Origin of the sequence: Paenibacillus woosongensis (genome assembly GCF_030122845.1) — a bacterium.
Lineage (GTDB): Bacteria > Bacillota > Bacilli > Paenibacillales > Paenibacillaceae > Fontibacillus > Fontibacillus woosongensis_A.
On record NZ_CP126084.1, the window covers coordinates 1,270,128 to 1,295,619 of the forward strand.

At 50.8% G+C, this 25,492-nt stretch carries 21 protein-coding genes and 1 pseudogene; 18 read left to right on the forward strand and 4 right to left on the reverse strand.

The genetic code is table 11. The features are described from left to right. Window positions 1–34 precede the first annotated feature (34 nt). The 3 genes from QNH46_RS05495 (at window position 35) to QNH46_RS05505 (ending at window position 3,822) form a co-directional block, all read left to right on the forward strand. The gene (locus QNH46_RS05495; RefSeq protein WP_283927226.1) at window positions 35–1,378 is read left to right on the forward strand and encodes an MATE family efflux transporter; all 1,344 of its coding nucleotides are present in this window, start codon (window positions 35–37) and stop codon (window positions 1,376–1,378) included. A 101-nt stretch (window positions 1,379–1,479) separates the two neighbouring features. Then, entirely contained in the window at window positions 1,480–2,160 is a 681-nt protein-coding gene (locus tag QNH46_RS05500; RefSeq protein ID WP_283927227.1) for a stalk domain-containing protein, read from the forward strand. 309 nt (window positions 2,161–2,469) lie between these two features. After that, complete coding sequence (locus QNH46_RS05505; protein WP_283927228.1) at window positions 2,470–3,822, forward strand: stalk domain-containing protein; 1,353 nt, start codon at window positions 2,470–2,472, stop codon at window positions 3,820–3,822. Between the two features lie 65 nt (window positions 3,823–3,887). On the opposite strand, the gene QNH46_RS05510 is transcribed toward QNH46_RS05505, so the two are convergent. Then, window positions 3,888–5,936: a PTS fructose transporter subunit IIABC gene (locus QNH46_RS05510; RefSeq protein ID WP_283927229.1), complete on the reverse strand. Its 2,049-nt coding sequence runs from the start codon at window positions 5,934–5,936 to the stop codon at window positions 3,888–3,890. A gap of 104 nt (window positions 5,937–6,040) precedes the next feature. Then, a complete protein-coding gene (locus tag QNH46_RS05515) occupies window positions 6,041–7,981 on the reverse strand; it encodes a BglG family transcription antiterminator (protein WP_283927230.1) in 1,941 nt (646 codons plus the stop codon). Window positions 7,982–8,197: 216 nt separating this feature from the next. Here QNH46_RS05515 and QNH46_RS05520 point away from each other — a divergent pair, with 216 nt between their 5' ends. The 3 genes and pseudogenes from QNH46_RS05520 to QNH46_RS05530 all read left to right on the forward strand — a co-directional run bounded on the left by QNH46_RS05520 (window position 8,198) and on the right by QNH46_RS05530 (window position 11,346). Further along, complete coding sequence (locus tag QNH46_RS05520) at window positions 8,198–9,193, forward strand: Gfo/Idh/MocA family protein (protein ID WP_213592893.1); 996 nt, start codon at window positions 8,198–8,200, stop codon at window positions 9,191–9,193. 287 nt (window positions 9,194–9,480) lie between these two features. Then, a pseudogene (locus QNH46_RS24550) lies at window positions 9,481–10,053 on the forward strand (LamG-like jellyroll fold domain-containing protein); the annotation flags it as partial. Beyond that, the gene (locus QNH46_RS05530) at window positions 10,042–11,346 is read left to right on the forward strand and encodes a right-handed parallel beta-helix repeat-containing protein (protein WP_283928356.1); all 1,305 of its coding nucleotides are present in this window, start codon (window positions 10,042–10,044) and stop codon (window positions 11,344–11,346) included. The pseudogene QNH46_RS24550 and the gene QNH46_RS05530, both read left to right, overlap by 12 nt. A gap of 445 nt (window positions 11,347–11,791) precedes the next feature. Here the strand turns inward: QNH46_RS05530 and QNH46_RS05535 are convergent, their stop codons facing one another. Continuing rightward, window positions 11,792–11,962 (reverse strand): hypothetical protein, encoded by a 171-nt coding sequence (locus tag QNH46_RS05535; protein ID WP_283927231.1) that lies wholly within the window; start codon window positions 11,960–11,962, stop codon window positions 11,792–11,794. Window positions 11,963–12,080: 118 nt separating this feature from the next. Continuing rightward, window positions 12,081–12,515: an A24 family peptidase gene (locus tag QNH46_RS05540; protein WP_213592887.1), complete on the reverse strand. Its 435-nt coding sequence runs from the start codon at window positions 12,513–12,515 to the stop codon at window positions 12,081–12,083. A 266-nt stretch (window positions 12,516–12,781) separates the two neighbouring features. Here QNH46_RS05540 and QNH46_RS05545 point away from each other — a divergent pair, with 266 nt between their 5' ends. Genes QNH46_RS05545 through essC form a run of 12 tightly spaced genes read left to right on the forward strand, consistent with a single transcriptional unit; the run spans window position 12,782 to window position 25,485 of the window. Then, window positions 12,782–14,158 (forward strand): CpaE/TadZ family protein, encoded by a 1,377-nt coding sequence (locus QNH46_RS05545; RefSeq protein ID WP_213592885.1) that lies wholly within the window; start codon window positions 12,782–12,784, stop codon window positions 14,156–14,158. Between the two features lie 4 nt (window positions 14,159–14,162). Beyond that, entirely contained in the window at window positions 14,163–15,035 is an 873-nt protein-coding gene (locus tag QNH46_RS05550) for a CpaB family protein (RefSeq protein ID WP_213592883.1), read from the forward strand. After that, window positions 15,014–15,841 (forward strand): CpaE/TadZ family protein, encoded by an 828-nt coding sequence (locus QNH46_RS05555; RefSeq protein ID WP_213592881.1) that lies wholly within the window; start codon window positions 15,014–15,016, stop codon window positions 15,839–15,841. Before QNH46_RS05550 ends, QNH46_RS05555 begins: the two co-directional genes overlap by 22 nt. A gap of 17 nt (window positions 15,842–15,858) precedes the next feature. Further along, a complete protein-coding gene (locus QNH46_RS05560; protein WP_155609763.1) occupies window positions 15,859–17,328 on the forward strand; it encodes a TadA family conjugal transfer-associated ATPase in 1,470 nt (489 codons plus the stop codon). Continuing rightward, window positions 17,306–18,289 carry a hypothetical protein gene (locus QNH46_RS05565; protein WP_213592879.1) on the forward strand — a complete coding sequence of 328 codons (984 nt, stop codon included), beginning with the start codon at window positions 17,306–17,308 and terminating at the stop codon, window positions 18,287–18,289. Before QNH46_RS05560 ends, QNH46_RS05565 begins: the two co-directional genes overlap by 23 nt. Further along, window positions 18,286–19,167 (forward strand): hypothetical protein, encoded by an 882-nt coding sequence (locus tag QNH46_RS05570; RefSeq protein ID WP_283927232.1) that lies wholly within the window; start codon window positions 18,286–18,288, stop codon window positions 19,165–19,167. The genes QNH46_RS05565 and QNH46_RS05570 overlap by 4 nt, the downstream gene beginning before the upstream one ends. 47 nt (window positions 19,168–19,214) lie before the next feature. Further along, on the forward strand, window positions 19,215–19,442 hold the full coding sequence (locus QNH46_RS05575) for a hypothetical protein (RefSeq protein ID WP_213592875.1): 228 nt from the start codon (window positions 19,215–19,217) through the stop codon (window positions 19,440–19,442). 34 nt (window positions 19,443–19,476) lie between these two features. Further along, entirely contained in the window at window positions 19,477–19,968 is a 492-nt protein-coding gene (locus QNH46_RS05580) for a hypothetical protein (RefSeq protein ID WP_213592873.1), read from the forward strand. A gap of 29 nt (window positions 19,969–19,997) precedes the next feature. Then, window positions 19,998–20,480 carry a hypothetical protein gene (locus tag QNH46_RS05585; RefSeq protein WP_283927233.1) on the forward strand — a complete coding sequence of 161 codons (483 nt, stop codon included), beginning with the start codon at window positions 19,998–20,000 and terminating at the stop codon, window positions 20,478–20,480. Window positions 20,481–20,497: 17 nt separating this feature from the next. Continuing rightward, a complete protein-coding gene (locus tag QNH46_RS05590) occupies window positions 20,498–20,728 on the forward strand; it encodes an EsaB/YukD family protein (protein WP_213592869.1) in 231 nt (76 codons plus the stop codon). A gap of 16 nt (window positions 20,729–20,744) precedes the next feature. Next, window positions 20,745–21,563 (forward strand): DUF5050 domain-containing protein, encoded by an 819-nt coding sequence (locus QNH46_RS05595; protein WP_283927234.1) that lies wholly within the window; start codon window positions 20,745–20,747, stop codon window positions 21,561–21,563. Between the two features lie 7 nt (window positions 21,564–21,570). Further along, the gene (gene essC / locus QNH46_RS05600; protein ID WP_283927235.1) at window positions 21,571–25,485 is read left to right on the forward strand and encodes a type VII secretion protein EssC; all 3,915 of its coding nucleotides are present in this window, start codon (window positions 21,571–21,573) and stop codon (window positions 25,483–25,485) included. Window positions 25,486–25,492 lie beyond the last annotated feature (7 nt).

Genomic DNA, 25,492 nt, shown 5'->3' on the forward strand with positions numbered 1-25,492 from the left:
GCTATGATAGGGGATGGGGGAGGGAGGTTGCGATATGAAGCAGCATGATTTTACGAAGGGGAATATTTGGAGGCAGCTTGTCACGTTTTCCGCGCCGCTGCTGCTTACGAATTTACTCCAGGTATCTTATCAATTCATCGACAGTTTGTGGGTCGGTAATCTGCTGGGAACCAATGCGTTAGGAGCTGTGGCAATATCCAGCACGGTATTATTTACGATCCTATCCTTCATCATCGGGATCAATAATGCGGCACTCACCATTTTGTCGCAGATCAAAGGCAAACAAGACGAGTCGGGGTTAAAAAGTTATGTGAATGCCTTTTCCGTTATTCTTGGCATAATTGCTATTGTGCTAGGTGTGATTGGATTTGTATTTTCGGAGAAAATACTGCTCCTGCTGGGAACGCCAAGTGAAATGGTACCTCTGGCTTTAACTTATTTGCAAATCAATTTTCTAGGCATTCTATTCTTATTCGGCTATAACTTTATTAGTACGGTGTACCGGGCGCTGGGCAATAGTCAAACGCCGCTGTGGTTCGTGATGATGGCGGTTGTCTTGAATGCGGTACTCGATCCCTTGTTTATTTATGTATTTCAATGGGGGATTCAAGGCGCGGCTTACGCTACAGTGATTGCCCAAGGAGCGGCATTCTTCTACGGACTTGTACTCAGCCTGCGCCGCAAGTTCATTCCGTTCTCGATGCCAAGGTGGCCCAAGAAAGCGGAAGTTACGCTTATATTAACGCAAGGCATTCCTTCCGGTCTGCAAATGATGGCCATCTCTGCGGGATCAGCTGCGATTATGAGCGTTGTCGCATCGTTCGGGAAGGATACGCTGGCTGGCTTTGGCGCGGCACAGCGTTTGGATAGCCTAATCATGCTTCCAGCTCAAGCGCTTGGTGTGGCTGTGACAAGTATGACGGGTCAAAATATTGCAGTGAAGCAGTGGCAGCGGGTGCGAAAAATAACGGGGTATGCGATTTTGCTTAATTTAGCGATCATGCTATTGATTTCGTCGATCATTTTTATTTTGGCTAAGCCGGGAATTGCAATGTTTATCTCTGAGCCGGGAGCCGTGTCCTTTGGAGCCTCTTATGTGCAAATGATTGCTTTTTTCTATCCCTTTTTGGGCTTGAATTTTATCTTTAACGGTGTAGTGCGCGCTTCGGGAGCAATGCTGCAGGTGCTTGTCCTGAATATCATCTCGTTCTGGATTTTACGGTATCCGTTGACTTACGTGTTTGCCGCTCTGCTTGGCGAGAAGGGAATTGCGTTAGGTTTCAGCTTAAGCTTCATAATGAGCAGTGTAATCTCCTATGCCTATTACCGATTCGGACGCTGGCGGACGAAGAATCTGTTCGCAAAGACCGAGACTTGAGACTTATAAACTTGTCATATAGTGCCAATATACTATACCTCTTAAAGTACTGTGATGCTATAATATCTTAAAATTTACCTAAAAGGTGGAAGGAGAATCTGATGAAAAAGAAGAAATTAGCCCTTATCCTCGGTGGAGCAGTGCTGTTATTCGGCGGAATGAGCTTAGGGGCCGCAGCTAGCTCTCAGCTTCAAGAAATCAAGGCATTTCTGAATGGAGGCATTAAAGTTAGAGTCGATGGGAATATCGCTCAGCTTAAGGATGCAAACGGTAAAGCCGTGCTGCCGATTACGTATGATGGGACTACATATCTCCCTGTAAGGGCTGTAGCGGATGTACTGGGTGTAGCTGTGAAATATGATGCCCAGGCCAACGAGGTGCTCTTGGGAGAACAATCGGAAGGTGTTCCGATCAAGCGGGAGGATTTTAATAATACGTTGTATTCCAAGGATCCGAGCCACACCACGCTTAATGGGCAGGATTATAAAGAGGTGCTTTACAGTGCCCCTGGGAACAATATAAACTACACGGCCTTAACTCCGAATGGAAAGTACACGAAGCTGTATCTACAATTCGCGGCAATCGACAAGGACGTGGAATACATAGAAATTAAAGACCTCGACAAAAATGCTCTGCTGAAAAAGGTGGAAGGGATTACACCAGAAAGCGGGATGCAAACGATCGAAGTCGACATCACTGGTGTGAAGAACATTACAATTGATATTAGGAAGGATAGGGATGCGGGCTATATGATTCCTTTGACAACTTCCTACTATAAATAAGTAGATGAAGTGCACCGTATTTACAGGGAGCTTCGATAAATATCTCCTGCTAGCTTTGGCAGGGGGTATTTTTTTATGGTCTCCTTTGTATATGTTTCTCGAGGGGTGCCAATTGAATGGTTTTTGTGTGACTTTTGTAATTGACAAGCGAAGGGATGTGGGAGTTATTTCCCTGGACATTGGTTTGGTTGACAATGAAGGGTATAGTCGTAAAGCGCTGATTTTCGACAAATTTAGAGGTTTTTCAGCGATTTTGGCGAAACCCCTTAGACGTTAAAATTAATAACTTATGAAGAAGGAGAAGGCAGAATGAAAATTTTAAAAAGTAAATATTACATACTCTTCATCGTTCTGGCTATGCTTACGGGTGTATTTGCTTGGCCGCAGGGGAATCTGCAAGCCGCAAAGGCTAGCGATTCATTTATTCAAGAAATAGAAAAGCAGTACACGACAATTCGCGATGAGTTCAGAGGCCAGTACGATGCCGACTTGAAACAGATTCAGGGTGATTTTGAGCAATTCTTGCAGAAATCCAGGGAGGATCAAAGTACGCTGGAGAAGCTCCTGGATGATGATCTGGCTTACCTGACACAGCTGCTGAAGGAGGATCATAAACAGCTGCAAGCGGCTTATGGCAAGCAATCCGGCTACCAGAGCAAATTGCAGCAATACGAACGGGCGATTAATCCGCATTACTCTTCTGGCCCGTTATGGAAATATAACAAGGAAAGCGACAAGAGCTATTCCTCGAGCATCCACTGGAAATTCAACAATGAAATTAACCCTAACTATTCTAGCAGCCTGATGTGGAAATACAGCAACAATGTCAATCCATCCTATTCCTCAAGCATCATGTGGAAATATGCGAATACAATGAATCCGAGTTACAGCAGCAGCCTGATGTGGAAGCTGAAAAATGAGAGCAATCCCTCCTATTCTTCAAGTACGATGTGGAAGTATGAGCGAGGGGGCATGAGTCTGACCGCGGCCAAGGAGCAGATGGCCACGATTTTTGCCAATGCGAGAAAGGATCTTCAGGCATCTCGGGATCAATCCGTAGGCGAGATGAATAAGCTTAAGGCTAGTACGGAATCCTCCATTATTGCTTTGCGAAACAGCAGCGCAGAGAAATTGCTGCAGCAGCGGGCCAGCAGTCTTGCAGAGATTTCGTCGATCAGAGAACGCAATTTCGGAAAAGGTATTACGACGGATAAGCTGCAAATCAGTTTTGATAAGATCAGAGTTATTGTTGATGGGGAATTGATGTCTTTCGAACAGCCGCCGGTGATGAAAAATGGCAGTACGCTGGTTCCGATGCGGGCTATATTCGAACGTCTGGGTGCTACTTTGAAATGGAACGCTCAGACACAATCCGTTGCTGCAACGAAAGACGATACGAGAATCGAGCTTACCTTGGGCAGCAAAGCTGCGAAGAAGAACGGACAGGTAATGAACCTGGATGTTCCCGGGCAGCTGGTCGGCTCGCATACGATGGTGCCGATCCGCTTCATTAGCGAGTCGCTAGGAGCTGCTGTGAAATGGGATAATGCAACGCAGACCGTCTATATTACAACAACAGCCGCAGAGTCTGGAGACATTATGCCTTCCGAAACGGAGGAAGCGGTACCTGGAACCGGAAGTGACAGTACAACAACAGAATAAAATAGCTAAAAACAGCCCCTGAGCAGAATCGTTGATCCTTGCTCGGGGGCTGTTTGTTTCTAACATTAATGAATCTGATCCAGAAGCGCGTAAGCCTCCTGTTTCGTGTGTACCTTCAATAGCTGATCCCGGAAATCATCATCCATCAATTTGCGGGAGAGCATTTGTAGTATTTTTAGATGCTCGTTACCCGGGTTCTCCGCAGGGATCGCAATCATGAAGATTAGTTTGGCCTCTGTTCCGTCCACGCTGTTCCAATCGACGCCGACTTGCTTCATTCCAAATACGACGCGCGGTTTGATGACGGCAGTTGATTTCCCGTGAGGAATGGCGATATTCATGCCAATTCCGGTCGAGCTTTCCTGCTCGCGGCGAAGGATCGCCTGTTTGAACTCGGAGGCGGAGCTAATTGCGCCATCCGCTTCAAGTTTTCCGATCAGCTCATCGATAACATCGTCCCGAGAAGCTGCTTGAAGTTCAGTCTCAATTAGATCAAGGCTGATAATATCCGTTAATTTACTCACCGGTTTATGCTGAATTACGGCATTGGCGGATGAGGTCACGTTAGTATCAGCTTGAGCGTTATTATCCTTAACCTCAGATTTATCGTTAACGCTCTCCTCAGCTTTGCCGTTTACGGATGCTCTACTCGCAACAGAACCACCTGCGATAGTACCTGCTGAAACAGTGCCGTCTGCGATCATTGGTTGAGTCTGAGCGACGTCCTTTTTGAGTAGCTTGATCATTAGTGCTGTTACGAGCGAGCCGACAATAACAGCAACAAAGAACATAACGACATTATCTACCGCACCTAGTACGGCAACGATAGGGCCGCCGTGTGCTACCCGGTCGCCAACCTGGCCGATCATGGCGATGACTGATCCGGTCATGGAGCCGATCATGATGCTGGGAATGACACGCAGCGGATCTTGGGAGGCGAAGGGAATCGCCCCTTCCGTGATGCCGAACAATCCCATGGTGAACGATGCCTTGCCGGACTCCCGTTCCGCATCATGGAACTTCCGTTTGAACAGGAACGTCGCAAGTCCGAGCCCGATCGGCGGAATACAGATTGCAACGGCAATCGGTCCCATAATTTCATAGTTGCCTTCCCCGATCATCGCCGAGCCGAACAAGAAAGCAACCTTGTTCACTGGGCCGCCCATATCAAAGGAAATCATCGCCCCGAGAATTAAGGCCAACAGGATTGAACTGGTTCCCTGCATGCTGGCCAGCCAGGAGGTCAAGAATTCAAAAAACTTCGCAATCGGTCCGCCAAGAAGAAGAATAAAAGCGAGACCGACGATCAGCGACGCCAATACCGGGATGATGATAATCGGCATGATAGGAGCAATCGCTTTGGGCACCTTCCATTTCTTGATCCACAGCGCCACATAACCTGCCAGAAAGCCGGCGATAATTCCGCCGATAAATCCGGCGCCTGCCTCACTGCCGTAGAAGCTGCCGTTCGCGGCGATGAAGCCGCCGATCATCCCCGGAGCAAGGCCAGGCCGGTCAGCGATACTAAAAGCGATAAACCCGGCCAGGATCGGCACCATAAAGGTAAAAGCAGCCCCGCCCAGACTTTCGACGATTTTCCAGAAGGAGCCTTCCGGAATTTGCAGTCCGCCTGGCGTCGGTTCTCCGCCTATGGACAGGGCAATCGCGATCAGCAGCCCGCCTACGACGATAAACGGTACCATGTAGGATACACCGCTCATCAGATGGCGGTAAATTTGGTTTTGCTTGGCTGCCTGCTGCCTGCCGCTGCCGCCGGAAGGCTCTTGCCCCGGACGGGCCTGATAGACAGGTACATCACCGCGAACGAGCTTTTCGATCAAAGCCTCCGGATTTCGAATCCCATCCTGAACCCCAGCGACCAACAGCTTTTTGCCGACAAAGCGGCTTTTGTCTACATGCTTGTCAGCGGCAATAATGATGCCGTCCGCTTGGGCAATGTCCTCTTCTGAAAACTCATTCTCTACGCCGATAGAGCCTTGGGTTTCCACTTTCATGCCGACTCCTAGCTTGTCGGCCGCCTTCTGCAAATTTTCAGCGGCCATGTAAGTATGCGCAATGCCGTTAGGGCATGAGGTAATGGCTAAAAATTTCATTTGGAGAACCTCCCCTTTGTTTAAATCGTTTACATCTAGATATTAACCTAATCAAACAGGGGAAAAAGTTATTATTTTTACCGCAGCTTCCGGCAAAATACGTTTTATAGGAGTGAAAAGATCTCCTCGGGCTGTTCGGCCCGGATCAGCTTCTCCACCAGGGAGGGCTGCTCGCTAAGCAGCGAAAGCCGGTGGAACAGCTTCTTCGTATTCTCCTGCTCCTGACTCCGCAGCGCCAGCATGAATACGATAGAGACCTTGTCCTGCTCCCAATCCAGCGGTTCCTTTAAGGTAGCAATGGCAATTTGCGATTGCTTCACCAGCTTGGGATCGCCGTGCGGGATAGCAATTCCGCCGCCGATGGCCGTCGAGGAGGCTCTTTCCCTCAGGAGTGCCTGATGAGCATAGTCTTGCTCTACATAGCCTTTGGCATACAGGAGGTTGGCCATTTGCTCGATAATTTCGAACCGATGGGACACTTCGACCTGAGTAAGAATCAGAGCTGGCTCCGTGTGCATTTGCAAGAAAGAAGCCGAGGCATCCGGCGAATGCTCCTCCAATTGTTCAAGAAAACTGGCGATTTTCTTTATGTCCGCAGCCTCCAGCAGAGGAGATACCTCGACATGAGGAACATCAATGCCGTCCAGCGGAATAGTCGTTACGATAAAATCCACCGGATGACGATCCAGGTATGCCTTCAGATCCGCCTTTCGAACGGAGTCGAGTACTTGGATGGCGCTGAATTTGCGCTCCAGCTTCGAGCGCAGAATTTGCGAGATGCCTATCCCCATGTGGCATACGGTGACGATATTCCTGATGAGCTTCGTCTGTTTGTTTAACCGTTCGATGGCTGCCTGAAAATGCAGGGTAAGATAAGCGGCCTCATCTTCCGGGATTGCAAAATTGAAATTGCGGTTCAGCTCGTTAGCCGCATAAATCACCATGCTGAACATATAGGGATACATTTTCTTAATATCGTGCAGCAGCGGGTTCGTTACACTCAGCCCGTAGCTCAAACGATGGATCGTTGAACTTAAATGGATGCCGAGTCCTTCCTTGAGTGCGGCATCCTGCCCAAAATCAATAAATGTCAGGCTGGACATTTTCCGCAATAGAGATTCCAGAATTTCGGTCACTTCTGCGGTAATTTTCAGCGGTTGTTCGGGCAGATCGGCTGTCTCTATCCGGCTGTGCGAACGGATTTTTGCGCCTAATAAATGCGCCGTTAAATAAACGAGCTCATCCGCAGAGAAATGGACCGAGAAGGAGCGCTCCAGCGGTTGAGTAAAGGCGAGCGTCCACTGGTACTCTCTTTTATTGCGAATAAAGGCTTGTTCCTGCTTGGAAAAGGAAATCGGTTGATTCAGCTTCGTACGTCTTATCATGAGGAGGGTATGGACGAGCAAATTATCAAAGGCTTCATCCGTAAAATGAACGGATTGCTCCTCCTCCAGCCGTTTCAACTCCCGGGTTACGATATCCACCTCATAGGCTTCAAACTGCCTTTTGATGAAGTGGTTGGTCGTAGTCCCGATTAATTGGGACACTTTGGAGAGGGCGGCTCGCTTGTCTTTCTCGGCACCCTCGATTGTAATTCCGACTTTCTGTTTGGAGACGACGGCAAGCTTTCTTTTTTCCAGCCACGGATGCAGTGAATCCAAATCCTTTTTAATGACGGAACGATTGACGTAATATTTATCTGCCAATTCCTGAAGCGTTGTAGGCTTGGTATTCATGAGAAGCTCGTAGGCGAGCGCGGCCATCCGGTTATCGTCCCGTTCATATCCGCTATCTTGAACAGAGCGGAATAATTGGTGGAACAGCCTGGCCCGCTCTTGTTCTTCGATGTCGAGCTTCACGCCGATCCCTGGCTTGCGCAGCAGTCTGGCACTTCCGTGTTGAGCCAGGTAAACGTCAATGGCATCGAAATCATTTCGAATCGTTTTCTCCGAACAGCTTAAATTCATCGCCAAGTTGCGCACTATAAAATACCGGCCAGCATCGCTTAACAGCATTCGCAATATTTCCTGTTGACGCGTATTCATCGTTCATTCCACACCTTGCCTAAAATTCTAAGTAATTTCCATGCATAAATCGCTCCCATTATAGCCTAGCCCAGGCAGTTATCCAAACCCAATTCACTAGCACACATGCTGGCTGACCGAATAAAGATGGTGAATCCGCCCGGAAATTGGTAGTATGAGGGAATAGGAGCAAACCATTAAGGCTATCTCCAGCAAATAGCGACTGGGAGGAAGGATATGAAGGAGAACACGAGAAAGACAATCCGCTGGGGCATCATGGGGACGGGCTGGATTGCCGAGAAATTTGCCGCAGATTTAACGCATGTCAGCAATGGGGAAGGAATGGCGGTCGGCTCGCGAACTCTGAATAGCGCGAACCAGTTTGCCGCGAAATTCAATATCCCTCGGGCGTATGGAAGCTATGAGGAGTTGGTGAGCGACCCGGAGATCGATGCGATTTATGTGGCGACTCCGCATCCTTTTCACCGGGATAATGTCATCACCGCTCTAAGTGGCGGGAAAGCCGTTTTGTGCGAGAAGCCCTTCACGGTGAACAGCAGGGAGCTTGAAGAGATTATCGCGTTGGCCAAGGAGAAACGGCTGTTTTTGATGGAGGCGATGTGGACGAGGTTTCTGCCGCCGATCATTCAGGTCAGACAATGGCTGGAGGAAGGAAGAATCGGTGAGATCAAGCTGCTCAAGGCGGAATTCGGCTTCCGCAGCGACTGGAATCCAAGCGGCAGATTGCTGAATCCGGAGCTTGGAGGCGGTGCATTGCTGGATGCAGGGATTTATCCGGTATCGTTCGCATCCATGATTTTTGGCCCAAATCCGGAGCAGGTATGGAGCACGGCCCATATCGGCGAGACGGGAGTCGACGAGCACTTCTCCATATTGCTGGATTATGGGCAAGGGCGCTCAGCTTCTCTTCACGGTGCGGTCAGGCTCGCTCTTACGAACGAAGCTTATATTTACGGGACGGAAGGTTCGATTCATATCCCTTCATTCCTGAACGCCACGAAGGCTGTTCTTCACGTGAACGGGCAGGAACCGGTTGAGGTAAAGGATGACCGGACTGCTGTGGGGTATGCATTTGAAGCCGAGGAGGTAGGCAGATGCCTGCTGGCCGGAGAAACCGAAAGCAGCGCAATCACATTGGCGGAATCGCTCGGAATCATGCAGCTGCTTGATCAGTTAAGAGCCCAGTGGGGCTTGAAATATCCATTTGAATAGCCAGCCGGCATAATATCTATTTTTGCAGGTTAGAGCCTTGAATGACTATATGTCTTCAAGGTTTTTTTATGGGAAATATATCTGATAACCTCCCCCAAAAAGGCATATTGACTATAATATGTAAAAATGATTATTGATGTAACCGCTTTAAAAATTTAGCATAACAATTAGCGCGCAAACATTCGCATCCAGATATAATCCTTATTTCTTAGAGGAGGTGAGCCTGCTTACTGCTCCAGGAGTTTTAAGGAAAGGTGCAATATATCCTTTATAATGGAGGTATGATCATGAATTCCCAATCATCCGTTATTCCGTTTAACATCCGCACTTATAAAATCATCGCCGCTGCCCTATGCCTGGCGCTTATTCTTCCATGGCTGCCAAGCGGACAGGCAAATGCGGCTGCGCTCTTTAGCGACAATTTTGAAAGCGGTAACAGTAATAATTGGACGTCGACGACCGGTACTTGGGCTGTAGTGAAGGACGGAAATTCTTATGTATACTCCCAGACGAGCACAAGCGAAGGGCGCACTTCGGCCGGAAACGCCGCATGGACAAACTATGCTGCACAGGCCGATGTCAAAGTGGAAGATTTCAATGGAACTAATCGCACCTATGTGGCAGGCCGTTATAAGGACGGCAACAACTATTATGCAGCATCACTCTATAATAGCGGAGGAGGCAAGCTGGAAATCCGCAAGAAAGTGGGCGGCTCCTCCTCGACGCTCGTGACCAAAAATTATCCGCTGTCAACAGGCGTATGGTATAACGTCAAGCTGGAGCTGTCGGGTTCTACCATCAAAATGTATGTGAACAATACGTTGGAGCTGACGGCCACCGATTCCAGCCTGACCGCCGGAGCCGTCGGCTTCTTGACAGGTAAAACATTGGCTAAATTCGATAACGTCTCCGTAACAGAGCTTGAAGAGGGCACGACGCCAACGGATCCGCCGCCGAATCCTGATCCGGATTCAGGCATCCCGGCTCCTGCAGATGGGGATCTCTACGTAGCTGCTAACGGTTCTGCCAGCAACCCGGGAACGCTGGACAAGCCGACCACGCTTGCTGCGGCCATCACAAGAATAGCTCCAGGCAAAACAATCTATATGCGCGGAGGGACCTACAGCTTCGATTCCACCATTACGATCGAACGCGGCAATAACGGCACCTCCAGCGCCCGCAAAAACCTGGTTGCTTATGCCAATGAGAAGCCGGTTCTAGATTTCTCGGCCCAGGCATTTGCCTCTACGAACCGCGGCATTCAATTATATGGGCATTATTGGGTAATTAAAGGCCTTGAAATCAAAGGCGCAGGTGATAACGGGCTGTACATTGGCGGAAATTACAACCGGATCGATCAGGTCGAGGCGCATCATAACCGGGATACAGGCATTCAAATTGGGCGCTATGCCTCAAGCGCGCAGTTTGATGAATGGCCAAGCTATAATCTGGTCATCAATTCGTATTCCCATGACAACTATGACCCGGATAACGGGGAGGATGCGGACGGTTTTGCTGCCAAGCTGACTGTCGGCCCGGGCAACGTATTTGACGGTTGTATCGCAGCCTACAACGTCGATGACGGCTGGGATTTGTACACCAAGTCCGATACTGGCCCGATTGGAGCGGTGACGATCCGCAACAGCATTGCCCATCATAATGGTCAGACCTCGGATGGCACCTCAACGACGGATAGTGACGGGAATGGCTTCAAGCTGGGCGGAGAGAAAATCGGGGTCAACCACATTGTCGAGAACAGCATCGCCTTCCAGAACAAGAAGCATGGCTTTACTTACAACAGCAATCCTGGCTCGATCCAAATGAAGAACAATACATCCTGGGCGAATGGGCAGAGCAATTTCGCCTTCGATGTCGGCACGCATATTTTCACGAACAACTTATCCTTTCAAGGCGGCGCTAGCGATAAGACTAGCGGCACCGATGTGTCCAGCACGAACGTGTGGTGGAAGAACAAAAAAAGTGAAAACGCCAAAGGACTTCTCGCCAGCGCTGAGGACTTCGTCAGCCTGACCCCAACATTAACGCGCAATAGCGACGGTTCTCCGAATCTGGGCAATTTCCTGAAGCTTGCTTCTGGGAGTGATTTAATTGGCTCGGGTACACCAAGCGGAACGAATATCGGGGCACGCTAGGCTCGATTCCGGAGGCAATTAATGAATGGGGCTGTCCAGAAGTCAGTAAACCCTGACCTTTTGGACGCCCCCATCATCTTTAGAGGGGGGCTTGGGGGTTAGTGGAATGGATGGGATTGATGGAACGGATAGGATTGGTGGGAATGGTGGGAATGATGGGAATGATGGGAATGATAGGAATGATAGGAATGATGGGACTTATGACGACTGGTGCGACTGGTGAGACTGATGGGGCGGGCGGGATTGATGAGATTGATGAGACGGTGAACTCGTAGGGCGGGTCACCTGCCAACGGACAGGAGATCCGCTATTTGTTAAAGTAGGCCCTCTTTTGCTATGCTTGCGGACCCTGGTTCCGTTATTTGGCCAAATGGACTGTCAAAAACATGATTTTGGGAGCAATAGCGGAACACAGGTCCGTTAGCTCTTCAGATTCCTCGTTATTTCACAAATAGCGTCCTCTGTGTCCGTTCAGGGTTGCAGATATCCAGTTGCCCCGCCAGCCATGCCACATAGCCAACACCACACCCACACCCACACCCACACCCACATCCACATCCACATCCACATCCACATCCACATCCACATCCACATCCACATTCACATCCACATTCAACCGCCAACACCCAACTACCTCACAACAGCAAACATCAAAAACAGACGTGTAAAAAAAGACGGTGAAACTTGATGTTTTCCGTCTAACTTTTATTTTAAGGACTTGTTATCCAGTCCTTTTATAGCTGCTGAACAACCAATCCTGCATAGATAGCTATGGCCGCTGCCGACAGGAATGGAGCAAATGGAATGGACGATGCTTGTCCGCGGCGCAAGCAGCCGACTATCCCCGCATATACCAGTGCAAGAACACCGCCCGCTAGTAGCACATAAATATTGGCATGCCAGCCCACCCAGATCCCGATGGCCGATAGCAGTTTAATATCCCCTGCGCCTATGTAGAAATTCCATTTGGATTTGGCCAGGAACAGGAGGAGGGAAGGAAAGAGTAAGCCTAGCAGGGCATCTGCCAGGTAGAAATACAGCCAGCTTTGAAGCAAGCCCAATGCGAGAAGCAGGATGACAAGCTGATTAGGAATGATGCGTTTTTTTATATCACTGATGCTGCATAATAGCAGGAGCAGGACGAAGGCAGATGCCAACCATATATTCATAGAGAAACCCTCCGTATTGTTCGTTCAAATACGCCAGTATTTTCAACCATTTCCCGAAATTTGTCAAAAAATCTGTACCTACTACTTTATTCCTGTTTTCGAAAACTCGTAAAACTTAAGACCTCTAGAGGTAGGAAAGAAGTCTATATTAAGGATTATTTATACAAATAAGGTATTGTACGACCTATAGGTTACTTGTATAATGATCAGCATTAGCGAGGTAAATATTACTAATTAATATGATTTTTGCTTTAGTAGGTGAACACATGAAGCTGCTTATTGTAAGTGGTGGGTTTCATAGAATCGTGACGCAGTATCTGCCTAAAAAGACAACAGTCATTCATCCCCATGCTCTTGAACTGCGAAATTTGTCGGATTATCTGAATGGCGGAAATCCTGCAGGCGACGGAATCCTCATAACGGATCAGGCCTTTACACAAAAGCCGGGCCTTGACCGGGAGCAGTTGAACGAGCTGCTGGAATGGATCGAGATTAACAGAGCCTCAAGGGTTCCTGTGGTCCTCGTCACGCGAGATTTCATGAAGCCTTTTGAGCTGGGCATGCTGACGCAGCGATTTGACCACTTGAAGATCGTTGTCAGCGATACGGCGAGAATTCCGGCAGAAGTATTCCAGCGCGCCATTGAAGAAATGAGCCGGAATGGCACTGCCCCTATACATAATGATTTTAAGACAGAAGCCAAGTTTATGCACGAACCGCAAGCACGGCCGGGCCAAACTGAGAAGAAGCGCTCATTCTTCGACCGTTTCCGCCCAAAGTCAGAGGCATCCGCTGAGCGGACGGCCACAGACCGTCTAACGAGGGACATTGCCAATATTAGCCGCGGGATCAGCAGAGTCGTTGCGGTTACCGGCCATCGCGGCAACGGGTTGACCAGCACCGCCGTCAATTTGGCGCATGAAGCCAGCAAGCGGGGGCTGAGCAGCATCATTGTTGACATGGATGCGGAATACCGCAGCATGAATATGTATTTTAGCCGTTTTCATGATATGACGAACAAGGATGAGCAGATGAGCGCATCGCTGATCCGCACACTCGCCAGGCCTCAGGATTACATGACGACGGCTTTTAATATCCAAGACCAGCTCTGGCTAACCTCGCTTGGGTACTCCTTCAATGACCGCAAGCTAATGGAGCAATTCTATAACAGCGAGAAACTGGTAGGCTTGATTTCCGTGCTTCGAACCAAGTTCAATCTTGTATTGCTAGATATGCCGCTTGATTTGCTGCGGAGCTTTCAGGAGACGATGATCCATATCGACGTATTCGGCTTATGTATACCGAACAACTTGCATGCGGTCCTTAGTACGGCCCGAAATGTAGAGGTGGTGCTCGATCGGGAGAAGGCGTCTTATTTTAATGCCAAATCGAAGGTCATCGTGACGAAATACAACGACCGTTCCCGGTTCCAAGGCGCGCTATTTGCACCCGAAAAGGTGAGCGAAATACTCGCCTCGGGCATCAGCGATTCCTTTCAGTACGAAATGAAAACGGCCGGGGTTGTTCCTTACAGCGACGCCTTCGACGCGCAGATCGAGACGGATATTCCTGTGACGAACACGGGAGCCGAGTTTGAGAAGGCTTTTGGACAAATGCTTCTAAGATTAATGGAGGGTGCGTAGGCTCATGGACTTAAGTACGGTAAAAAGCGTCTCCCCTAACAAAAAACTGTTCAAAAAGATTTTGGCCCTACTGTTCAGTATTCTCGTAATCGTCGTGTCTTTTATCGTATTAAACAATGCCAACGAGGCGGCCAAGGACACGGTAGAGGTGCTGAAGGTCAGTCAAAGCGGGGGGATTCCGGCATATGTCGCTTTAACGGACAAACAAATTAAGAAATACGCCATTATCCGGAAGGAGTACACCGAGGATATGATTCTGGCTGAGGATCTGCCTTCCGTGACGGATAAATTTACGAAATACTATTTGCGGGACGGCAGCATTTTGTACAAGGATCAGCTCATGGAAGAGAAGCCTTTGCAAAATGAATGGCTGTACGAGCTCGGTGAGGAGCATGAGGTGCTTACATTGCCGTACAACTTCCTTGAGGCGGGCGGGGACATTCTCATGCCGGGCGATAAAGTGAGGATTCGCGTATCGTTCGAGCAGGAAGTGCCGGATAGCTCCGGCAATCCGAATGCATTTGTCTCTACGCGAACCCAAATGAAGACGGAGGTGCTGTTTGACAGCATCGAAGTCCGGGACATGCTCAATTCCAGCAGCCATTCGATTTATGAGGTATACAAAGAAGTGCTCAAGCTGAGCGAAGACAAGCGGCAGGAGGTCATGAAGAGCAACGACTTCTTGAAGAGCATTCAGCCGAGATCACTGCTCCTCGAAGGAACGAGGGAGCAAATCGATAAATTCGCCAAATATAACGGCTACGACGGGAAGAAATATTTGATTACGATACTGAGCCGCAAGAATAGCCAGGTTATTCTGGATCAGCTGCCTACTTTGCAAAGAGAGGTGGAGTCATGGATCAACACGACAAACTGAAGCTCGATGACGTGCTGAGCAAAATTTCGGCGAAGGAGTTAATGGGGACGGAGCTGCAGGACAGCAAGCTAATCTACAGCGTCGTCGGCTTTATCCCTGCGTGCGATATGGTGGACAACGCCCTGGTCATCAGCAATCTCGGTTATTTGCTGGCCCAGAAAGGCCTGAATACCTGCATCGTCGATTTGAAGGTGTTCAATCCGAACATTTACCACTACCTGGATGTGAAGCCCAGCAAGAGGGGGAACGGGCTGATAAGGGTGCTAAAAAGCGACAAGGTCGATTTCCGGGAGGAAATTCAGGCCACGAAATATGAACGCTTGTACGTGCTGTCGCCAAGCCCGCATGACTTGCTTGAAGAATATTTCGATTTCGAATTCGAGCATTTGGAGCGGGTCATCGATACGCTCAAAGGGATGTTCGACATCATCCTGCTCGATATTCCGAACAATCCCCCGCTCGAGTTCTGTCTGGGAGCGATGAAATCCTCGCATGTCGGCTTTTTTACGGCTACGGAACGTATCGAGGCTCCCAGCAACATGACCCGCATGCTTGATTTTGCCGCTTCCGTCGGCATCAGCACGGCGAAATTCACGAGCGTCATTCTCATGAACGTTCAGGATATCAACTATGACTACAAAGGGTTCAAGGAGTTCGGCTTCAATATTGTGGCGTCCCTGCCGCTGATCAAAGCGGCCTATGCCTACTCGCTCGAGGGAAAGCTGTATGTCAGGGATAATCCTTTGGTGAACAAATATTTTCTGCGGGAAATGCGCAAATTGGCAGACATTCTCGGCAACCAGTAAGGGAGGGATCAGATCGAATGCTCACCCGTGCAAAAATCAGCGATATGCAGCAAAAAGTAGCGCACCAGATCAGCAAGCCTGAAGATATGGAGGAACTGAAAAATAAGTACACGACCATTCAGTTTGAGGAAGCGCTGGAGCTGTGCCAGAAATACATAACGAAAGTAGCAACCCACGCATTTCGCCGGGAGAACGATCCTGCCCGCAAGCGCGAAATGACGAAAGCATATATCAATGAATTCGTGGATTCGCAGAAGCCGGTCGTCGAAGGATATTTTGAGCTGGTGGAATTGAAGCAGGCGCTGATCAATGAAATTACCCACTACGGACCGATCACGAAGGCGATGGAGGACCCAACGATTGATGAAATACGGATCAACGGCACCGATCAAATCTTCGTGGAGAGCGGCGGGAAGACGATTCCCTGGGATCAGCATTTTATCGACCGCGAGCATTTGGAGCGGATCATATCCAAGCTGCTCGGCGTTTCCAAGGTTCGGCTCACGCCGAAGATTCCGATGGTTAACGCCCGTACGATCGAAGGATACCGTGTGAATGCCACTCATGCCGACATCTCGCCTTATGACATGCCGGCAGTGGTGATCCGGAAATTTAGCAAGAAGAGTATTACCCCGGAAATGATGCTGCGAAATGAATCATTCTCCGTCAATATGTTCAAGCTGCTGTCTCTACTGCCCAAAGCCGATCTTTCCTGGATTACGGTGGGGCCGACAGGCAGCGGGAAGACAACGCTGAACGAGATGATGGTCAAGGAGATCAATCCGCTATCCCGGATCATTACGATCGAGAATCCTTCGGAGATGCGGCTGCTGCAGCGGGAGGGGAACAGCGAGCACGGGAGAATCATCAACGACGTGCTGCAATACGAATCGGTGCCGGATGACGATGACGCGAGCCCGGCGACGATGGAGAACTTGCTGATTAATGCCATGAGGCAGTCGCCCCATTGGATTGGCCCGGGCGAGCTGAGAACGCCTGGGGAATTTGCGACCGCGCTGCGGGCGGCCCAGACCGGCCACTTCTTCTTCACGACACTGCATGCCGAGGGCGACCGGGAGGCGATTTACCGTTTCCTGACCGCCTATCTGATGGCCTCCAATGAGCCGGCGGAGCTGGCGCTTCGCAACATTTGCAGTGCCGTCAAGTTCATCGTGTTCCAGGAGAAGCTGGCCGACGGGACAAGGAAGGTCACTTCGATTTCCGAGGTGCTGGGCTCCGAGGGACTGGAGCCGATCGTTAATCCCATTTACAAATTCGTATCGGAGGACGTTTTGGAGGAGGAAGGAACTCACCGCGTGCTCAAAATCATCGGCAAACACAAACGCGTCGGCATGCTGTCCGAGAAAGTGCAGCAGACGATGATCAAAGCCGGCATCAAACGCAGCCGCTTCGAGTTTCTGACACAGCCGCCGGGGAAAGACGAAATAGAGGAGTACGGATTCGATGGATACCAATTCAATCATTAGTTTATCTTTGGGGATTGCCGCATTCATCGTGTTTAACGCCATATTCGAGGTCCGCTTCTTCGAAGGCACCGGACGGTTCTTTCTCGGCATGCTCGATACGCTGGCCGAGCATCTCGGCAGATACAATACGAAGCGCTATGTAGAGCGGGTCAAGAAGGAACGCATTGTTAAGCAGAAGGAAAATGTTTACGCCAAATACAACCGGCTTGTCGAGGGACTGATTCTTGACTTCAATCTGCCGCTGACGCTGGAGAGCTTCACTTCGCTATTGTGCATCGCTTTTGCCATTGTGGTGCTGATCGTCGTCATCTTCATGAAGAACGTCACTCTGGCTGTAGTCGTGACCGTAGCGATATTCATCGGGCTGCTGACCTATTTCGTCATGCAGTCCAAAGCGATTAAAGCCGAGAAGCTGGAGAGCATCATGGATGCCGAGGACATCATTTGCCCTTTGGCGCGGGAAGGGGTGCTGGTCGCGATTAAAAAGGTAATGGAAAGCGACGAATACATCAAGCCGTCCATCCGCCCTTACTTCCAGCAGTTCATCGATAACTGCGAGAATAACGGATACTCGTTCAAGCAGGCCATTCTGCTGCTGAACCGTCAGCTCGGTCCCAAGTTCGACAACTTTGCCAAGAAGGCAATTGTGTTCGAATACAACGAACGGAAGGGCATGGCCGATATCTTTCTCGACATCGTGGATGAGAATGCGGTGCTGCGCGAAATCAATGCGCGGAAGGATCGGATTTTCCGGAAGATGAACCGGGACTTCTTGTTGAAGACCGTCATTATCGTGCTGTTCTTTCTATACGCCCTGTCGGTAGATGATTTCAGAGAATTCATGCTGTACAGCACCTTCGGCAAAATGATCAACACGGTCATGATTAGCATCATATGTCTCAGTTTTGCCCGCACGCAGGCGCTCCAGGGCAATCTGGGGCCGGGGAGTGACAGAAAATGACGATGCTTGCCAAACTCAGCGCGCTGGCCGCCATACTCTACTTGGTGAAGGTGTTCATTTATCCTTTTTTCAAGCCGGTGCAGGGAAAGCAGAAGAAGCGCAACCGCAGATATTTGAAGGAACGCAAGAATGCCCAATTTAATGACAAGTTCAAAGGCTTCAAGCGAAAATTTGCCGCCAAGTACGTCAGCAGGCTGCTTGGGAATGCAGAGCGCATCCGGTACCAGAAAATGATCGACCGGCTCGACCTGCCGATGAAACCCGAGGAGCTGCGGGCGGAGCAGATATTTTATGCCGCGGCTGGGGTCGTTGTTACGGCCATATTTATGAGCGCCAACCTGCTGCTAGGTTACGTCACGGCGATATTCATCATTCTCGGCTGGCTGTACCCCATCTCCGAAATGGAGCAGAAGATCGAGCGCAAGAACAAGAATATCGCTTTCGATTTTCCGGCCTTTTACAGCATGGTGTACTACCAGTATTCGAAGTCGGTCAATATTTACCTTGCGGACGTCATCCGGGATTACCTGCCAAACGCCAATCATGATATGGCGGAGGAGCTTGGCGTCATGCTCGACAACATCGAATACGGCGAGGAATATGCGCTCAAGCAGCTGAAGAAACGGGTGCCGATCCATTACATCATTAAATTTTGCGACTTAATGGAGACCCGGCTCAAAGGCTATGACAATATATCGCAGATGGTATATCTCAAGAATGAAGTAGACAGCTACCGGATTCTAGCGTTAGAAGAAGATTTGGAGAAAAGGCAGCGAACGAATTCGCGGATTCAGCTGGTTCTTATCCTCGTTCTGGTCGTTTACATCGCCATCTATTATTTATTCACTATTTTGGATTCTATCAAAATGTTTCAATAAACCGGAAGATTTCAAACAAAGATAAAAACCATGGGAGGGCATTGGTTATGGAATATCAAAATCGCAAGCGGCGCAGCAAGCGGGAGGACGAGAAGAAACTCTCCTTCTGGAAGGAGGAGCGCGGAGATATTGGCGTGAAGCAAATCGCTGTCACCGTTGGCGTGATCGTCATCATCGCCGTAGCTGTTACTTTAATCCGGAACACCTTCTTAGAGCAATGGATTAAAGAGGTGTGGGAGATGTTCATGAAAGCGATCGAGGACATGATGGCTTAATGCAGGCGACTACATAAGGCACAGGTGAAATAAAATGCGCGCATTCGCAAAATCGATTCTCGTCTCTATTCTCGTTTCGATCGCCATTTTGTTGTTTACGAACTTTATTTATTTTTTTCCCTGGTACATGACACTAGTGGTGGAAACCTTCCATTTGTCTCAGGTCGTGGCCAGCGATAATTACCTGAAGAACGAATACAAGGAAGATACGCTCAGGAAGCTGAGCGACCGCCCGGTGTACCGGGACAAGGCCGATCAAATCGTCATTTCCGCCGAAAAGGAAGGGGGAGGCGAGCATTCCGCTGAAGGCGGCGACGCCTCTTTATATGAAAACGCCTCGGATATCGAGAAGCCCTACAAGCAGCGCGGGCATCCTGTCACGGTAACGATCAAGGCGGTATACCCGCTAAGCATCAAGCTGTGGGGGGAGAAATACGAACGGGAGATTCCGGTTTCGTTCACCCTGACAACGACGGGACTCAAGCATTATAAAGACTTGATTTACTATGAAGAGGACTACTGGTAAAAGAGACTATGAAAAATATAGCTATAGCCATGCTGCTTCTTTTGCTGCTATCGGTTTTACTGGAGCCGATGGTGGAGCTCATGTATTTGGGAAAAGAGAAGATCGTGCTGGGAACGGCCCTTGGCAATGCTGCGCGTTCAGCGAAGGATCGCAGTCTGATTTATAAGTCTCATAGAGACTTGGATGCGAGCGTCGACGAGGAGAAATTTGTGGCTTATTTTGCGGAGGCGTTCGGCGATGCTTTGAAGCTGACCTGGACGAACCAAGGGCTGAGCACGCGTGAGCTCACCTTTGCCTCCGCGAACGGCAAATACAATGATTTCACGGTAACCGTCGAGTTCAAGGAAGAAATAAATGAAGCGACAGGGCAGCTGGTGACGGAGGTCGAGCTGAAGGCGCAATCGGAGTACAAGTTCCAGACCAAATATTTGCAGCTGGCCGAAGATGCCGGACAGGATGTCGCTTATCAGCTCGAATCCGAGCGGATGCTCATATTGTCGGTCAAGAACTGAGGGAGGGGAAAAAGCAGATGGACTATGTCGTAGTAACGTTTCAGGCTGGCGAGGGCTTCGCGAAGGAATTGAAGGTGCCTGCCTTTGTAACTTCCGGGGAACTGCTGGCGATGCTGTCCGACGCGCTGGGCCTGTCCATCACTCCGGAGCATCGGCTGCAGGCCGAGCCGCTGGGGCGCATACTTGACCCCGCCCGGACGCTGGAGGAAGAAGGCGTGGCCTTCGGAGCACTGCTGACTCTCATTTAGAAGGAGGTGGACCCGCGTGAATGTCAACATCAGCACCGGAGGCTTGATCTGCGGGGCTCAGGACAAGCTGCTGCTTGCCGATATCCGCCATTATTCCGGCACGCATATGCAGAGCCGGTTCTCCGGCGATAGTACCCTCTTGGAAGGCGTGTTCTGGTTCATGAATCCTAGGGGAGATCTCGTTTATTACAGTGACCAAAGCCGGGGGAACCGATTGTATCTCCTGGATCTATTATCAGGAAGTACTCAGCTGCTCATCGACCGTCCTTGCTGCGGCCTTGTCCTAAGCGGTGACTGGCTCTATTACAAGAGCGAGACCGATCATAAGCTGTATCGCTGCCTGACCGACGGGACGAAGGAATCACGGGTGACCGATGAACCAGTCGAATGCTTTGTCGTGGAAGGAGAGCAGGTGTATTACGGAACTCAGCAAGGAATCCGGTCGTGTCACGTTAGCGGGAGCAGCCGCGAGCAGCTCTCGGAATCCGTACCAGCCCATTTGTTGAAAATCGGCGACGACTTGCTATTCGCCGACACGAAGAACCAGTACTTGCTGACTGCTCTGCATCTGCACACAGGGGAAGCGCAGGTCTATGCGGATGTGTCGCCGAATAGCCTGAATAGCGACGGACGTTACATTTATTGCGCCAACCGCAGCAATGACAGCTCGGTGTATCGCATCGATCCGGACACGGGCAGCAAAATCCGCATTTGCGGGGACAGCGCCGACCATATTCATATTCTGGGCGATACGATCTATTTCAGCCACCGGTTCGAATGGTACAAGATGTCGCTGACCGGCGGCCAAGCGGAGAAAGTCATTACGGAGTCGTGAGGTAAATATGATTAACGAAAAATATGAATTTAGCCGTCAGCCCCGTTTCTTGCCGGAAATGCCCAGCGGAGAAATCGAAATTCCCAATCCGCCTCATGCGTACGAGAAGCCGGAAATATCCTGGTTCACGTTATTGGCTCCGCCGGTCGTGATGCTGGTCATTACATTACTGCTCGCCTTGACTTACCAGTCGATGTTCATGATGCTGTCCATCGCGATGACCGTCATGACGCTGATCGTGTCGCTTGCTACCGCTGCTTCGCAAATCAAGAAGTACCGAAAGAAGAAAAAAGAGCGCGAGCAGAAGTATTTGCAATTTATCGCAGATACCCGCAGCGAGCTGATGTTGGCCAGAGAACAGCAAATCAAAGCCATGAACGAGATGAATCCGGAGCCTGCGGCCTGTCTGCAGCGCATTCAGGACATCGATAACCGGCTGTGGGAGCGAACGCCATCTTCACCGGACTTCCTGTCGCTTCGTCTTGGGGTAGGTAGCGTCCCTGCGGCGCTGCACATCAAATATACGAAGCAGGCGATCATCATGGAGAGCGACCCGCTCATCATGGAGCCGCAGAGGCTGGCCCTCGAATTTGAGCGGGTTCAGGATGTGCCGGTGTCGATCAATCTGATGGCTTCGGAAATTTGCGGCATCGCCGGAGAGGAAGAGAAGACGTTCGCGATGGTCACTCAGATGCTGCTGCAGCTCGTTACGCATCACGGATACGACGATGTGCGCATCGTCGTGCTGGCTGCAGAGGAAGGGCTGGAGAAGTGGAGCTGGCTCCGGCAGCTGCCGCATCTGTGGACGGACGGCTTCGATGCAAGGTTCCTCCTCTGCGGCAAGGCGATTGCGCATCAGGTGCTCGGCGGGCTGCACGAAGTGCTGAAGGAACGGGAGCGTAAAGAGGTAGCCGGGAGTCCGCTGCCGCATTTCGTCTTCATCGTGGAGGATCCTACGCTTCTGGAAGAGGAGCCGATCAATAAATACTTGTACAACAAATGCGCTTCGCTTGGGGTGTCATCGGTATATATCGCCAAGAATCAGGCTTATCTGCCGATGAACTGCAAGCAGGTCATCGTCCTGCAGGGCAAGAACGGCGAGCTGGCTGACCGGGAGTCCGGCGAGAAATCGACATTCATCCCGGATCAGGTTCCCATGCGGCAGCTGGAGGAGGCCGTGCGCCGGATGGCCCCGCTGCGGATCAAAAATTCGAGCGCGAGCTTTGCGCTGCCGACCTCGCTGACGCTGCTGGATCTGCTGCAGGCCAAGACGACCGGGGAAGTCGATCTGCTGTCCCGCTGGACGAGAAACAAGCCGTTCAAGGGCATGAGCGTGCCGATCGGGATCAAAGCCGGAGGCAGCCTGTTCCATCTTGATATGCACGAGACCGGCCACGGTCCGCATGGCCTGGTAGCCGGGACGACGGGCTCCGGGAAAAGTGAGCTCCTGCAGAGCATCATCATTTCCCTGGCGATCAACTATCATCCGCATGATGTCGTGTTCGTGCTGATCGACTATAAGGGCGGCGGCATGGCTGATATTTTCAAGGGCATGCCGCATCTGGTCGGGACGATTACCAACCTGGGCGGGAATCAGACGACACGCGCCCTTTTGTCCATTAAGAGCGAGCTGATGCGGAGACAGCGTGTGTTCTCGGAATTTGGGGTAAATAACATAGACAGATACCAGAAGCTCTATTACAGCCAAAACGAGGATGGCCGCATGCCGGCGATTCCTCACTTGATCATGATTGCCGACGAGTTCGCCGAGCTGAAGCAGGATCAGCCGGAGTTCATGAAAGAGCTGGTCAGTACCGCGCGGGTCGGCCGAAGCCTCGGCGTCCATTTGATCCTGGCGACGCAGAAGCCGGCAGGCGTCGTGGACGACCAGATTTGGAGCAACTCCAAATTTAAAATCTGCCTGAAGGTTCAGGACGAGGCCGACAGCAAGGACGTGATCAAACGGCCGGATGCGGCGATGATCAAGGAGCCGGGCCGGGCGTATATCCAGGTGGGCAACGACGAGATTTTTGAGCTGTTTCAATCGGCGTATTCTGGGGCGGATTACGACCCGGAAGGAGAAATGCTCAAGAGCGAGAACCGCACGAAGCGCATTTACGAAATTTCGCTTCATGGGCGCGCCGAGCAAATCTATCCGCTGGAGGAGGAGAAGATTGCGCTGAAGGAAATGCCTTCTCAGTTGAAGTGCATGGTTGAGCACATTATCTCCTTCTCGGAACAGAGCGGAGTACAGGCGCTTAAAGGGCCTTGGCTCCCGCCGCTTCCAGATACGGTGTACCTGGACGATCTGTACGATCCGGGAACCGGGCTGAATATGGAGCTTGGCTGGCCTGGGGAAGAAGCGATCCTCAGCGCACCGATCGGTCTGGTGGATGATCCGCGGGGCCAGCTGCAGGAGCCGCTCATGATCGATTTTGCGGCTGAGGGCAATCTCTTCGTGTACGGTTCTCCGGGCACAGGCAAGACGTATCTCCTGAGGTCGCTGTGCATGTCGCTGGCCTATAAGTATTCGCCGTCCGACGTTCATTTGTATGTCATGGATTTCGGAGGTTCCTCCTTCAAGCTGTTCGAGCGCCTGCCGCATTGCGGAGGAGTTATGACGCTGGAGCAGGAGTCGACGATCCAGCAATTTGTCTTATTCCTGTTCAGGGTAATGGATGAGCGCAAGAGGCTGTTCGAGGAAAGCCAGAGCGATGGCTTTAACGATTACAGGCTTAACGGCGGGAAGCTCCCGGCCATCGTACTCGTCATCGACAACTATTTCGCGCTGTCGGAGACTTACGAGGAAATCGACGAGAAAATGGTTACCTTGGCCCGCGAAGGCTCCAAGTTCGGCATTTACATGGTCGTGACGGCGACGAACAGCTCCCTTGTCCGCTACAAGCTGTCCGTGAATTTCAAAATGGCGGTGGCGCTGCAGCTCACGGATAAAGGGGAATACGCCAATATCGTCGGGCGGACGGAAGGCCTGGAGCCGGCCAAGGTGCCTGGGAGAGGCCTGGTTAACGGCAAGCCGCCGCTCGAATTCCAGACGGCGATTCCGGAGTTCAGTGAGCGGAGCATGGAAGAGCTTATTCAGGACTTCGAGTTCTTCGCCAAGGAGAACCTGGTTGAACCGGCAACGCCGATCCCGATTATGCCTGCCAAAATAGACATGAGAGAGATCAATCAGGGCGGAGAGCTGCTGGCCATCGGACTTGGCGACCATGACCTGATGCCGGTCTATGTGGATCTGACAGTGACTCCGGTGATCATGATCGCCGGCGACGCGATGTCGGGCAAAAGCACGCAGCTTGTCTCATGGATCAGCATGCTGGACGAGAAGCTGGGTTCGGACCGGCTGGAGGTCTATGCGCTCGATTCCAGCTCGATGGGAATCTATGAATTGATGAAGCTGCCTTGCGTAACGGATTTGTCGCAGGTCGAGGATATGTACGACTTCATCGATGCGGTCAAGCAAGAGCTGGACGACCGGCGCGGCAAATTCCTGGCGGCAAGACAGGCGAACGGTGACCTGAACGCGCTTGTCCGTTCCTGGAAGCAGATGATTTTCGTCATCGATAACTTAAGCGAGCTAACCAACGGGGATCAATATTCGCTCAAAGAATTGATCGAGCGCATCGCCAAGCAGGAACGCGGCATGAAGGTAGCCGTCATCGCGGCGGACCAGACCTCGGAGCTCGCCAACAACTGGGATAGCCTCGGCAAGGTGCTGCGGGAGGAGCAAACCGGCCTCTTGCTCGGCAGCCTCAAGGAGCAAAGCCTGTTCAATACGAGGTTCCCGTACGGGAGCCAGGAGAAGGACATGGAGCTTGGGGACGGCTATTTCATTGTGAAGAACAAATTTACGGGTCTGCGTACGGCCACATTCTCGCGGCAGCAGGAGAAGGTCATGATCTAGGGCATCC